Below are 12,532 nucleotides of genomic sequence, written 5' to 3' on the forward strand. Positions count from 1 at the left end.
GCCCTATTCTGCCGCGCGTTTTTTGACCCAGCCCAGAAACGCCGCATCCGGGCGCCGCAGCCGTGGCGCGCCGGAGCGCACCCACATCGTGCGCCAATCGGCCTCCAGCGCATAGACATCCACGCCGGGGATCAGGCTGCGGGCCTGCTCCAGCGTGCGCGCGCTCAACACCGGCGGGCGCTGGCTGTTGTCCAGCACCGCATATTTCTGGGAAAAGCGGATCAGATCTCCCGGCAGCTCCTCCATCGCGTAATCCGGCAATGGCTGGGCCGCAATCATGTCGCGCAGCATCTTGCGAAACACCCGGCGCGGGCTGGCGGAGCCGGATTTCTTCAACAGCACCTCAACCGAAATCTGCCAGCTGTCCTGCCGACCGCAATGTTTGCGCGCCAGCTCATAGATGCGCCGCTCCAGCGGTTTCCGGAGCCGGAAGTAATCGCGGCTGAGGGTAAGCACCGATTTCGACAGCACCGCGCGATAGATCCATTCGCTGAGCGTCACCACCACATTGACCATCCGCCCGCCGCGCGCCTTACGCACGATCTCCCAGCTCTCGATCAGGCCAAAGCCACTGGTGACCTCCTGCCCGCCGGTGACGATATTGGTGGTGATGCGGGTGCCCGCCAGCCGCTCAAACGCCTCGCGCAGACGCCGGTAGGCATCGCCCGAGGTCTCGCGGTTGGTCGCCACCAGCAGATCATGGGCGGTGAGATGCAGCGTGCGGCTGACCTGCCGGCCCGCGTTCACCGCCGCCATCAGCTGGCTGATGCAGAAAATCAGAATGTCCTTGTCGTGGATTGTCGCCAGCCCCTTGACCGAGGGCACCACGGTGATTTCCGCGCCATTGTGTTCGTAGTTCAGAATGCGCCGGTCCGGCCGCGTGCCGAGGGAGAACAGCGGGTGCTCCATCGAGGCGAGATCGTTTTTCGGGATCGCATCAAAGATATCGCAGAGGAAAAAATCCCCGCCCTGCGCCCCGCCAGCTGCGGTCATCTGGCCTGCCATGTCACTGTCCTGTCTGCTCTGCCGCCCCCCGTCTGTCCGGGCCTTATGGCCTCTTTCGGGGTGACTCGCGTCTTCGTGGTTTTGATTACGCCCACCCTAAAGTTATCCACACCACTTCTCAACGGGGGTTCGGAGTCACTGCTTCGGGGGATCAGAGTCAGCCTATCGGGGTTTCAGAATCGCAGAGCCTGGAAAAAAGCCCCACATCGTCAATGAAAAAAGGGCTTTGCGCCTATGGGTGTTGCGCCTTAACTTATATATAACTCAATAATAACAGGTAGAAAAAATCCACAGCCTGAAAATAGCCCCAACGGTGATCAGGGATCAGGCCAGATTTCCTGCCGCAACCCCCGGATTTGCTTAGAAAATTCAAAAGAGATGCGCATATATCTTTCATGTGCGCTGTTTTCTGCTATCATCCGAAAAAGGCCGCACATCAGGGGTGCTCTTCGAGGGTTGTCCGGATGGAAGGGGCGCAGGCAGAGGCATGAGAGCAATGGCACGAGAGACCCAGAAGAAAGACCCAAGCCGCGGCGCGGCCGGGCTGCCCCCCTATTTCAACATCGACCCCGACAGCGCGCTCAGCGATCTGGAGGTGCCCACCAGCACCGGCGGTTTTGCCGATATCGCCGAGGCCTGCGCCCGGGGCCGGGCGGATCTCTCCAGCCGGGGCATGAACGAAGAAGGGCGCAAATCGCTGCGGCTGTTCTCCACCTGGGAAATTACCCGCTATCTGATCCCGGTCGCCCAGGCCCATTTCCGCCGGGTGCTGAAAGCCAATCCAGAGCTGCCACAGGGGCGCTCTGAAACGGAAGGTGGCGCCAAGTGGTTCACCCTCGACGAGGTGCTGCGGCTGCGGGCGCATTTCGCCGCACAAGGCTCCAAGGCCAAGGATTACACCCCCTACCGCCCCGAGGGGCTGCCTGCCAAAATGGTGGCAGTGGCCAACTTCAAGGGCGGCGTCGGCAAGACGTCCACCGCGGCGCATCTGGCGATGTCAGCCGCCCTTGATGGCTACAAGGTGCTGGTGATTGATCTGGACAGCCAGGGCTCGATGACCTCGATCTTCGGCGGCAAGGTGGAGGATGAATGGCAGACGGCCTTCCCGCTTTTGGCACGCCATTACGGGGATCACCTGCGGCTGGAAAACCAGCGCCGTCTGGATCGCGGCGATGCGCCCCAGCCGCTGGATGACAGCCTGTCTGCGGCGATGGAGATGACGGCGGCCGATGTGATCCAGCCCACCCATTGGCCCAATATCGACCTCATCGGCGCGCAGCTGAACCTCTATTGGGCGGAATTCCAGATCCCGGTCTGGCGCATGGCCGCGCGCTCCTGGAAACTCTGGGATGCGCTGACCGAGCGGCTGGAGGCTGACGGGGTCTTGGAGCAATACGACGTGATCTTCATCGACACGCCGCCGGCCCTTGGCTACCTGACCATCAACGGGCTGTCGGCGGCGGATATCCTGCTGGTGCCGATGGGCGCCTCCTTTCTGGAGTTCGACAGTACGGGGCGGTTTTTCGATATGCTGCATTCCACCTTCGCCTCCATCGAGGAGGGCGAGAACCTGGCCGCCCGCGCGCTGGGGCGGCCGGAGATTGCCTTTGAATGGGATGCGGTGCGCACGGTGATCACCCGCTATGACAGCGCCCAGCAGGGCGAGCTGGCAGCCCTGATGCAGGCTTATCTCGGCCCCACCCTGTCGCCGCACCGGCAGGATTACACCGCGCTGATCGGTCAGGCCGGCGAGCAGGTCAATGGCATCTACGAGGCCGATTACCGCGATTTCAACCGCGAAACCTATGCAAGGGGGCGCGAGACCTTCGACGCCACCTATGCGGCCTTCAAGCGGCTTCTGCTGGCGGTCTGGCGCCGGGATGAGTTGCAGATGCAGCGCGCGGCGCAGTAACGGGCTAAAAACACACCGCGCCCCATACTGTGTACCCGGCGGCCTCCAAGGGCAGACAGGACCGCAGAGATCAGACCAGGCGCGACAAAAAAGGACAGGCAGATGGCAAAACGCAAACGGCTTTCCCCGGCACAGCCGACCTATCTCAGCACCGCGCCGGAGAGCAAATCCGCCCTCGGTGGCCCCGGTTCCCTGTCAGCGCCGCCGATTGCGCAGGTGGCCTCTGAGGCCGCCACAGAGGGCGCGCTGCAGGAGCTGACAGCGGTGCTGGAGACCGCCCGCGCCAAGGGGCTGATGATCGAGGAGATCGCGCTTGACGCCATTGACGAGACCCATCTGGTGCGCGACCGGCTGGAACAGGACGAAGAGGAAATGGGCGCCTTGGTGGGATCCCTGCGCGCCCGCGGTCAGCAGACCCCGATCGAGGTGGTCGCCCTGGGCCGGACCGCAGATGGCAAGACCCATGGTCTGATCTCCGGCTGGCGCCGCCTGCGGGCGATGCGCAGGCTATATGCCGAGAGCAATGATTCCGCCTTTGCCACCATCAAGGCGCTGGTGATCCAGCCCGATGGCGCTGAGGGCGCCTATGTGGCGATGGTTGAGGAAAACGAAATCCGGGTGAACCTCTCCCACTATGAACGGGCCCGCATTGCGGTGCGCGCGCTGCGCGAAGGGGTCTACAGCAGCCAGAAATATGCGCTGCAATCGCTGTTTGCCAATGCCACCCGCGCCAAACGCTCCAAGATTGGCAGCTTTGTCACCCTGGTTGAGGCGCTGGATGAGGATCTGCTGTTTCCCACCGCCATCCGCGAGAAACTGGGGCTGGGGCTGGCGCGCGCCTTTGCGCATACACCCGGCTTTGCCGATGAGGTGGTCGCGGCCCTGCGCGCCACCGCCCGCCCCACGGCAGAGGCGGAACAGGAGGTGCTGAGCCAGCTGCTGGCGGCCTATGAAGGGACGGAGATTCCGGTCCCCGCTGGTGATCAAGCGGCCCCTGTCGTTCCGGCGTCTGAACCGGCATCGGATTCTGCGGAACAGCCTGCCCCGGCGCCCCGAGTGCGTAGCCTGGATCCGGCGGATCGTATTGGCGCGGATGAGCGGGTGAGCGTGCAAGCCGCCGCGGGCGTGCGGCTGGGGTTCACCCCCGGTCAGCAGCGGATCGAACTCACCGGCACGGCGGTGGATATGACTCTGATGGAAGATCTGAAGGCCTGGCTGCGCCGTCGCTGAACAGAGTCTGGCAAGAGTATGCAAAAAGACCCTGATACAGGCGTATCAGGGTCTTTTGCGTTTCCGGGGGATATGCCTCGGCGGGCTTATCGACCCACCCCGATATAGGTCTCGAACCCGGCGCGTTTGGCGGCTTTGGCGGTGTAGATATTGCGCAGATCCACCATCCGGGGCTGCGCCATCTTGCGCGCCAGCGCCTTCAGATCGAGGGCGCGAAATTCATTCCATTCCGTCAGCAGCACCACCAGATCGGCGTTGCGCGCGGCCTTATAGGGATCCTCCTCCCATTTGACACCGGGCAAGAGATCGCGGCCCTCGGCCTCGCCCTGCGGGTCCACCACCTTCACCTTGGCGCCACCGCCAATGAGGGCCGGTACGATGGTGAGGCTGGGCGCCTCGCGCATGTCATCGGTATTGGGTTTGAAGGTGACGCCGAGCACTGCGATGGTCTTGCCGTTGAAACTGCCATCACAGGCGTCGCGCAGCTTCTCCAGCATCCGTGCTTTGACCTCCTGATTGACCCGCATCACGGTTTCGGTGATCTGCATCGGATAGGCGTGGTCCTGACCGATGCGCGCCAGCGCGGCGGTGTCCTTGGGAAAACACGACCCGCCATAGCCGGGGCCGGCATGCAGGAACTTATTGCCGATGCGCCCGTCCAGACCGATGCCGCGGGCGACTTCCTTGACGTCTGATCCCACCCGCTCACAGAGGCCTGCGATTTCATTCATGAAGGTGATCTTGGTCGCCAGAAACGCATTGGCGGCATATTTGATCATCTCGGCACTTTCGAGATCGGTGGTGAGGATCGGGAAATCGCGCAGATATAAGGGCCGGTAGATCTCGGCCATGACCTCGGCGGCACGGTCGTTCTGCACGCCGACAACCACCCGGTCGGGGCGCATGAAATCATCAATAGCCGCCCCTTCGCGCAGGAACTCCGGGTTGGAAGCCACGTCAAACTCTGCCGCTGGGTTGGATTTGGCGATCACCTGTTTCACCTGTCGGTTGGTGCCGAGGGGGACGGTGGATTTGGTGACCACCACGGTATAGCCCTGAAGGGCGGCGGCGATCTCCTCGCTGGCGGCCATCACATAGGTGAGATCGGCATGACCATCGCCGCGCCGCGTTGGTGTGCCAACAGCAATGAACACCGCCTCGGCCTCGGCGACGGCAGCGGCCAGATCATCGGTAAAGGCGAGTCGGCCCGCAGCCACATTGCGCGCCATCAGATCCTCCAGCCCCGGCTCATAGATCGGCACCTCGCCAGCCTGAAGCCGAGCAATTTTGGCGGCGTCCTTATCGACGCAGACCACATCATGGCCAAAGTCGGAAAAACAGACGCCGGAGACCAATCCGACATATCCGGTGCCAATCATTGCAATGCGCATGGGGGCGGTCCTTTTCTGTTGCCTCGTGGCCCTCGCTTGGGGGAGGGCTTTGGATATCAGACATATACGGGCGCGCGGGGGGCGGGAACCGGAATTTTGGGCCGCTGACGGGGGTGAGTGAAATAGGTCCGGTTCGGACCAAATGTTTCGCACGCGAAACATTTGGTCAATTGTGCTGACCTAATAGGGGCGAGTGTTCTGATCGCGATTCCTGTGAAATCGGGAGGCCTACGGCGCGCGTATTTGGAGAAAGGTGACAGATCAGCGGCGCATGTCGCACCAGATCAGCCTTCAGCGGTGCCGTAATACGCCCGGTACCAGGTAACAAAGCGCGCGACGCCCTCTGCGACGCTGACTTGCGGTTCATAGCCGGTGAGCTGGCTCAGCAAGCTGGTGTCGGCCCAGGTGGCAGGTACATCCCCGGCCTGCATCTCCATCAGGTTTTTCTCGGCCGGGAGTCCCAGCGCCGTTTCCAGCGCCGCGATATACTCCATCAGCGGTGTCGGTTTGGAAGCGCCGATATTGACCACCCGGAAGGGGGCGACAGGGCTGAGATTGTCTTGTTCCGAGACCGGCTGATCCCCCGGTACCGCGTCGATCAGCCCGGTGATGCCCGTCACCAGATCGTCGATATAAGTGAAATCCCGGCTCATCCTGCCGTGATTATAGACGTCGATCGCCTCGCCCGCCTGCATCGCCTTGGTGAATTTGAACAGCGCCATATCGGGGCGCCCCCAGGGGCCGTAGACGGTGAAGAAGCGGAACATGGTGGTGGGCAGCCCGTAGAGATGGGCATAGGAATGGGCCATCGTCTCGCCCGCCTTTTTGGTGGCGGCATAAAAGGACATCTGATGATCGGCCTGCTGACGCTCATCAAAGGGCATCTGGGTATTGGCGCCATAAGCCGAGGAGGTGGAGGCGATCAGCATATGGGCGGGCGGATGGGCGCGGGCGGCCTCCAGCAGTTCAAAGGTGCCGATGAGATTGGCCTCGAGATAATCGCGCGGCGCATCGATGGAATGGCGCACCCCGGCCTGTGCGGCCAGATGGATCACCGCATCGGGCTTATGAGTGTCAAACAATGCCATCAGGCGACCCGGATCTTCCAGTTTGCCGATCACTGGCGTGAAACCGCTGTGCTCTGCCAGCATCGCGTGGCGGCGTTCTTTCAGGCGGACATCATAATAGGGGGAGAGGCAGTCCAGCCCGATGACACGCCAGCCTGCGGCCAGAAGACGGTCTGCAAGGTGGTAGCCGATAAAGCCGGCCGATCCGGTGATAAGAGCGGTTTTCATGCTCCTTAGGTGGCGGCTTGGGGGCGGGGTGTCAATGCATCCTGCGGCGGGGGAAACCAACCTGTCACCGGCAGGTGAATTGACAGCACGGTCTATTTATGAGTTTTGCGCTCTGAACCAAAGCCACCGCCGCCCGCAGGAGCCCTTGTCGCTGTGAATGAAGTCGCTGTGAATGAACCTTCGATCTCCGAACCTGCGCGACAGGTCGGTGCCGGGGCCGGTGGTGCCGGACGCCTGGTGGCGGTGGTGGTCACCTATAATCGGCTGGAGAAGCTGAAGGTGACGCTGGCGCGACTGCTGGACAGCCCCGCTGAGGAACTGGCGGCGCTGGTGGTGGTGGACAATGCCTCCAGCGATGGGACCGGTGACTGGCTGGCGGGCTGGGAGGCGGAGCATCCGCGCGTTGATGTGATGACCAGCGCGACCAATCAGGGCGGGGCCGGGGGCTTTGCCCTGGGAATGCAGCGCGCGATGGAGGCCCATAGACCCGACTGGCTGGTGGTGATGGATGATGACGGCCGCCCGGACCCCGGCGGGCTGGCGGCGTTTCATGCCATGGGGCGGAGCGGCGCGCTGGCCAACTGGGACGCGGTGGCGGCGGCGGTCTATTTTCCAAGCGGCGAGATCTGCGAGATGAACCGCCCCTCGCGTAATCCGTTCTGGAGCCTCGGGCATTTCCTCTCTACCGCGCGCAAAGGGCGCGATGGGTTCCATATTCCGCGCCGCGCCTATGAGGGCGGGCTGAGCGCGATTGATGTGACCTCCTTTGTGGGGTTCTTCATCTCAGCGGCGGCGGTGCAGCGGGTGGGCTACCCGGATCCAAAGCTGTTCATCTATGGCGATGATGCGCTTTATACGCTTGGGCTGAGTGCAGCGGGCGGGCGCATCTGCTTTGCCGCGGATGTGCGGTTCGAGCATGATTTCTCCACCTTTGTCGGGGGTGACAGCGGTCAGCGGTTCCGGCCGCTGTGGAAGGTCTATTACCATCACCGCAATCTGCTGCTGCTCTATCGGCAGGCGGCGGGCTGGCTGTTCTGGCCGGTGCTGCTGCTGATCCTGCCCAAATGGGTTCTGAAAGTGCGCCACCATCCCGGTGTGCGCCGCGCCTATCTGCGGCTCACCTGGCTGGCGGTGCGTGACGGGCTGTTGCGGCGGCTCGGGCGCAGCCACGCCGAGGTGCTGGCAGAGGCCCGCGAATAGGCCGCCGATCAGCGGTTCAGGATCACCCGGTGATAGCGGCGCATCAGGATCAGGCCCAGGGCGGTCAGCGCCAGCCCGATCAGCAGCACATAAGAATGGCTGACGTAATCGGCATTATAAGTGGGGTAGAACCCGGTGCGCATCAGCCCGGTGATATGCAGCAGCGGATTATACCACAGCACGTCCTGCGCCACCGGCGGCAGGTCCTCGTAGATATAGATCACGCCGGAGGCCAGAAACAGCGGCCGGGTGATGATTGACCAGGCGACATCCCACAGGGGAAACAGCCCCATCAGCACCGCATTGATGCAGCCCACGCCCAGTCCCAGCACCATGGCGAGCGTGATGGCTTCGACCAGCGGCGGCAGGTCGATGGCGGTGCGGCTGTCGATCACCGCAAGGATGCCGGTGATCAGCAGGGTGGTGATGACAATCCCAGTCAGGCTGTTCAGCACAAAGCGGGCGAGGATCGCATCCAGCCAGGTGACCGCGGGGTAGCGCAGCAGGGGGCGAGAATAGGCCAGTGCCCGTGCAACGGTGCCGGACAGAGTCTGATACAGGTTAAATGGCAGAAATCCGGTGGCGTAGAACAAGAGGAAACTGGTGCCGAGCGAGGGGGTGCGGATCACCAGCGAAAACCCCAAAGACAGGAACAGGATCGCGGCGAGCGGTTCCAGAATACCCCAGAGGTAACCGCCGGGGGTCCGCCCGTAGCGGGTCGACATCTCGCGCAGCACCAGTGCCGCCACGGTGCGCAATGTCGCCATGCTGCGGCGGTGACGGCGGTGCGGGTTGGCGGCGGGACTGGTGGGGATCTGCGCCGACGTCTGAGCGGATATCTGTGCCGTACCCTGTGTCTTTGGCGGGCTTAACGGGCGGGGCTGAGCCGGGGGCGCAGAAGAAGACAGGCTGGCCATGAACACCCCATGAATACCCATTGTGAAACGCGGATCGCGAACGGTATTATGAGAGAAACAAAAGACAATGACAAACGGCTTGGGGCAGGGTGCTTTTGGGCCAGGACAGGTTGATCATGACACAGACGCCCCCGTCGGCCCTGACCGGACGCCCCGCTTCAGATGAGGCGACATCAGAGGAGGCGGCTGCGGCAGAGACCGCAGCCAGCCCAGCGACTGGTACCTCCGATGCCACAGCGCCGGATACCGCCTCGGATGCGGCGCAGGCCGCTGCCCCCGCCCCGCGGGTGCCGGATCCCGTCAAACAGTTGAAACGGGTGCGTCGCAAGGCGCGCAAGGCCGAGGCCGCCGTGGCCGAGCTGGAGGCGCGCATTGCCGAGGCCGAGCAGCGCCCGGCCTATCCTCTGGCGCGGCCCGCCAGCATGAAAAAACGCCACTGGGGGCTGGTGATCAGCTTTGTGGCGTTGGTGCTGGCGCCGCTTCTGGCGGTGATGATCTATCTCTGGACCTTTGCCGAGGATCAATATGCCTCCACCGCCGGCTTTACCGTGCGCAGCCAGGAAAGCAGCGGCGCCAATGATCTGCTTGGCGGGCTGGCACAGTTTGCAGGCACCAGCAGCGCCTCGGACAGTGATATTCTCTATGAATTCATCCAGAGCCAGGAAATGGTGGCGGCGGTCGACAAAGCCGTGGACCTGCAGGGGCATTACAGCGCGCTCTGGCCGCGGGACTGGGCCTTTGCGCTCTGGCCGGAGGCCTCGCTGGAGGATCTGACCTGGTATTGGCAGCGCATTGTCGGCATCTCCTTTGACAGCGGCTCGGGGCTGATCGAAGTACAGGCGCTGGCCTTTGATGCGGCGACCGCGCAGGCGATCACAAAAGCCATCGTGGCGGAGAGCCAGACCCGGATCAATGCGCTGAATGAACAGGCGCGCGCCGATGCGATGCGCTATGCCCGCGCTGATCTGGATGAGGCGCTGGAGCGGCTGAAGGATGCCCGCCAGTCGCTGACCCAATTCCGCACCCGCACCCGGATCGTCGACCCCGAGGCCGATATTCAGGGCCGTATGGGGGTGATGAACAATCTTCAGCAGCAACTGGCCGAGGCGCTGATCCAATATGATCTGCTGCGCGGGACGGTCAGCCCGGCGGACCCGCGGCTGACCAAGGCGCAGCAGCATATCGACGTCATTCGCGACCGCATCAATATCGAACGTCAGACCTTTACCTCCAACAACACCGATACCGGTGGCGTCGGGGAGGATTACCCGTCGCTGATTTCTGAGTTTGAACGGCTGACGGTGGATCGCGAATATGCCGAGGAAAGCTACCGTGCCGCCCTGACAGCGTTGGAGGTGGCGCGCGATGATGCCGCCCGTCAGAGCCGCTATCTGGCGACCTATATCAACCCCACCCGCGCCACCGAGCCGGAATATCCCCGCCGCGCGGTGCTGGCGGCCCTGGCCGGGCTGTTCCTGCTGCTGACCTGGTCGATCCTGGCGCTGATCTACTATTCGATCCGCGATCGCAGTTAAGTCGAGGGGGCAGGGCGGTGATCCGGTTTGAAAATCTGACCAAGAGCTTCTGGCTCAAGGGCGAGCGGCGGGTTGTCATCGACAATCTGAACCTGACCCTGCCGACGGGGCGGTCGCTGGCGCTATTGGGGCGCAATGGCGCGGGCAAATCCACCCTGTTGCAGCTGGTGGCGGGCACCATGCGCCCCGATCATGGCGAGATCCTCTCCGATGGGTCGATTTCCTGGCCGGTGGGGCTGGCAGCCTCGTTCCACGGCGATCTGAGCGGCGCGGAAAACGTCCGCTTCATCGCGCGGATTTATGGCGTGGATACCGATGATCTGGTGGGGTTTGTCGAGGATTTTGCCGAATTGGGCAAATTCTACCACATGCCGATGCGCAGCTATTCTTCCGGCATGCGGGCGCGGCTGACATTCGGCGCCTCCATGGGGATCAAGTTTGACACCTATCTGGTGGATGAGGTGACGGCGGTGGGCGATGCCGCCTTCAAGCGCAAGAGCCGCGATATCTTCACCGACCGGATGCGCCATTCCAGCGCCATTCTGGTCAATCATTCGATGCGCCAGCTGCGCCAGTTCTGCAATGCCGGTCTGGTGCTGGACAATGGCCAGTTGCGCTATTTCAGCGATCTGGATGAGGCCATTGCCGAACATCATCGCCTGATGGCGGTTTGACCGGGGCGGATGTGTTCAGGTTTGACGCCGTAACCTTATGAAATGCAATGAAAATGCAGCTCTTTGCCGGTGCGGAAAGCGATCCTTGTATGCTTTTGGATTGTTTGACAAAAAGGGCAGGGGACGCAAACAGGACGGGGTGCCGGGGTGAATATACTGATGGTGGGCGCAGGGCTTTCGGGCGCTGTGATCGGACGGCATCTGGCCGAAGCGGGGCACAAGATCACGGTGTTGGACAGCCGCGACCATATCGGCGGCAATTGCCATACCGCGCGCGACGCGGAAACCGGCGTCATGGTGCATGTCTACGGGCCGCATATTTTCCATACCGATGACGCGGAGGTCTGGGAGTATGTGAACGGGTTCGAGACCTTCCTGCCCTATAAAAACCGGGTGAAGACCACCAGTCTGGATCCCGAAGGGCGGCGCGGTGTCTTCTCGCTGCCGGTGAACCTGCACACCATCAACCAGTTCTTCGGCAAGACGCTGCGCCCTGAAGAGGCGCATGAGTTCATCACCGAAGAGCAGGCCGACACCTCCATCACCGATCCGCAGACCTTTGAGGAACAGGCGCTGCGCTTTGTGGGCCGGGATCTTTATGAGGCGTTTTTCAAAGGCTACACGATCAAGCAATGGGGCGTGGCGCCAAGCGCGCTGCCGGCCTCGATCCTGAAACGGCTGCCGGTGCGGTTCAACTACGACGACAATTATTTCTTCCATAAATATCAGGGTATGCCGGAGAACGGCTATAGCGCGATGATCGGCAAGATCCTCGATCATCCGGGTATAACGGTCAAGTTAGAGACTGTTTTTGACCAATCCCAGGCCGCAGATTACGATCATGTGTTCTACTCCGGGCCTTTGGATGGATATTTCGACTACCAGCTGGGGCGGCTCGGCTACCGGACGCTGGATTTCGAACGGTTCACCCATCAGGGCGATTATCAGGGCTGCGCGGTGATGAACTACGGCGAGGAATCCGTGCCTTACACCCGCATCACCGAGCACAAGCATTTCGCCCCCTGGGAAAGCCACGAGGGGTCGGTCTGCTACCGCGAGTTTTCCCGCGCCGCAGAGCCGGAGGATATCCCCTATTATCCGATCCGCCAGGTCGAGGAAAAAGCGCTCCTGGGAGACTATGTGGCGCTGGCCGAACAGGCCGAGGGCGTCACCTTTGTGGGGCGTCTGGGCACCTATCGCTATCTCGATATGGATGTGACCATCCGTGAGGCGCTGGACACCGCGCGTGGGTTTCTGGCGGCGGCGGAGGCAGGCGACCGGGTGCCTGCGTTCTTTGTGGCGCCTCTCTGAGCGGATCCTGTCCGAAACCGGTGGGAAAACTGCGCCACAGGCGGTCTTGGCCGGGCCCGGTG

Annotated in this window: 10 protein-coding genes; 6 read left to right on the plus strand and 4 right to left on the minus strand. The window is 62.5% G+C overall.

Features of this window, described 5'->3' with window-relative positions; all coding sequences use genetic code 11:
* Nucleotides 1-3: 3 nt before the first annotated feature.
* The gene (locus GAL_RS21345) at nucleotides 4-1,005 is read right to left on the minus strand and encodes a replication initiator protein A (protein WP_024099243.1); all 1,002 of its coding nucleotides are present in this window, start codon (nucleotides 1,003-1,005) and stop codon (nucleotides 4-6) included.
* Nucleotides 1,006-1,501: 496 nt separating this feature from the next.
* Here GAL_RS21345 and GAL_RS21350 point away from each other — a divergent pair, with 496 nt between their 5' ends.
* Nucleotides 1,502-2,917 (plus strand): AAA family ATPase, encoded by a 1,416-nt coding sequence (locus tag GAL_RS21350; RefSeq protein ID WP_024099244.1) that lies wholly within the window; start codon nucleotides 1,502-1,504, stop codon nucleotides 2,915-2,917.
* Between the two features lie 102 nt (nucleotides 2,918-3,019).
* A complete protein-coding gene (locus tag GAL_RS21355) occupies nucleotides 3,020-4,147 on the plus strand; it encodes a ParB/RepB/Spo0J family partition protein (protein ID WP_024099245.1) in 1,128 nt (375 codons plus the stop codon).
* An 86-nt stretch (nucleotides 4,148-4,233) separates the two neighbouring features.
* Here the strand turns inward: GAL_RS21355 and GAL_RS21360 are convergent, their stop codons facing one another.
* The gene (locus GAL_RS21360; protein ID WP_024099246.1) at nucleotides 4,234-5,538 is read right to left on the minus strand and encodes a UDP-glucose dehydrogenase family protein; all 1,305 of its coding nucleotides are present in this window, start codon (nucleotides 5,536-5,538) and stop codon (nucleotides 4,234-4,236) included.
* A 284-nt stretch (nucleotides 5,539-5,822) separates the two neighbouring features.
* On the minus strand, nucleotides 5,823-6,833 hold the full coding sequence (locus GAL_RS21365; RefSeq protein WP_024099247.1) for an NAD-dependent epimerase/dehydratase family protein: 1,011 nt from the start codon (nucleotides 6,831-6,833) through the stop codon (nucleotides 5,823-5,825).
* A gap of 168 nt (nucleotides 6,834-7,001) precedes the next feature.
* On the opposite strand from GAL_RS21365, the gene GAL_RS21370 reads away from it, so the two are divergent.
* On the plus strand, nucleotides 7,002-8,033 hold the full coding sequence (locus GAL_RS21370) for a glycosyltransferase (RefSeq protein WP_040104464.1): 1,032 nt from the start codon (nucleotides 7,002-7,004) through the stop codon (nucleotides 8,031-8,033).
* 8 nt (nucleotides 8,034-8,041) lie between these two features.
* Here the strand turns inward: GAL_RS21370 and GAL_RS21375 are convergent, their stop codons facing one another.
* Nucleotides 8,042-8,950, minus strand: coding sequence for an ABC transporter permease (locus tag GAL_RS21375; protein WP_040104463.1), 909 nt, complete (start codon nucleotides 8,948-8,950; stop codon nucleotides 8,042-8,044).
* Between the two features lie 116 nt (nucleotides 8,951-9,066).
* On the opposite strand from GAL_RS21375, the gene GAL_RS21380 reads away from it, so the two are divergent.
* The 3 genes from GAL_RS21380 to glf all read left to right on the plus strand — a co-directional run bounded on the left by GAL_RS21380 (nucleotide 9,067) and on the right by glf (nucleotide 12,470).
* Entirely contained in the window at nucleotides 9,067-10,485 is a 1,419-nt protein-coding gene (locus GAL_RS21380) for a capsule polysaccharide export protein (protein WP_024099250.1), read from the plus strand.
* A 17-nt stretch (nucleotides 10,486-10,502) separates the two neighbouring features.
* A complete protein-coding gene (locus GAL_RS21385) occupies nucleotides 10,503-11,159 on the plus strand; it encodes an ABC transporter ATP-binding protein (RefSeq protein ID WP_024099251.1) in 657 nt (218 codons plus the stop codon).
* A 159-nt stretch (nucleotides 11,160-11,318) separates the two neighbouring features.
* Nucleotides 11,319-12,470, plus strand: a complete 1,152-nt coding sequence (gene glf / locus GAL_RS21390; protein WP_024099252.1) for a UDP-galactopyranose mutase — start codon at nucleotides 11,319-11,321, stop codon at nucleotides 12,468-12,470.
* Nucleotides 12,471-12,532: the final 62 nt, after the last annotated feature.

The organism is Phaeobacter gallaeciensis DSM 26640 (assembly GCF_000511385.1).
Lineage (GTDB): Bacteria > Pseudomonadota > Alphaproteobacteria > Rhodobacterales > Rhodobacteraceae > Phaeobacter > Phaeobacter gallaeciensis.

Coding starts and splice junctions, on each gene's coding strand:
- GAL_RS21365 (WP_024099247.1), bottom strand. CDS start 6,833: ATGAAAACCGCTCTTATCACCGGATCGGCCGGCTTTATCGGCTACCAC.
- glf (WP_024099252.1), top strand. CDS start 11,319: ATGGTGGGCGCAGGGCTTTCGGGCGCTGTGATCGGACGGCATCTGGCC.
- GAL_RS21355 (WP_024099245.1), top strand. CDS start 3,020: ATGGCAAAACGCAAACGGCTTTCCCCGGCACAGCCGACCTATCTCAGC.
- GAL_RS21345 (WP_024099243.1), bottom strand. CDS start 1,005: ATGGCAGGCCAGATGACCGCAGCTGGCGGGGCGCAGGGCGGGGATTTT.
- GAL_RS21375 (WP_040104463.1), bottom strand. CDS start 8,950: ATGGCCAGCCTGTCTTCTTCTGCGCCCCCGGCTCAGCCCCGCCCGTTA.
- GAL_RS21350 (WP_024099244.1), top strand. CDS start 1,502: ATGGCACGAGAGACCCAGAAGAAAGACCCAAGCCGCGGCGCGGCCGGG.
- GAL_RS21360 (WP_024099246.1), bottom strand. CDS start 5,538: ATGCGCATTGCAATGATTGGCACCGGATATGTCGGATTGGTCTCCGGC.
- GAL_RS21380 (WP_024099250.1), top strand. CDS start 9,067: ATGACACAGACGCCCCCGTCGGCCCTGACCGGACGCCCCGCTTCAGAT.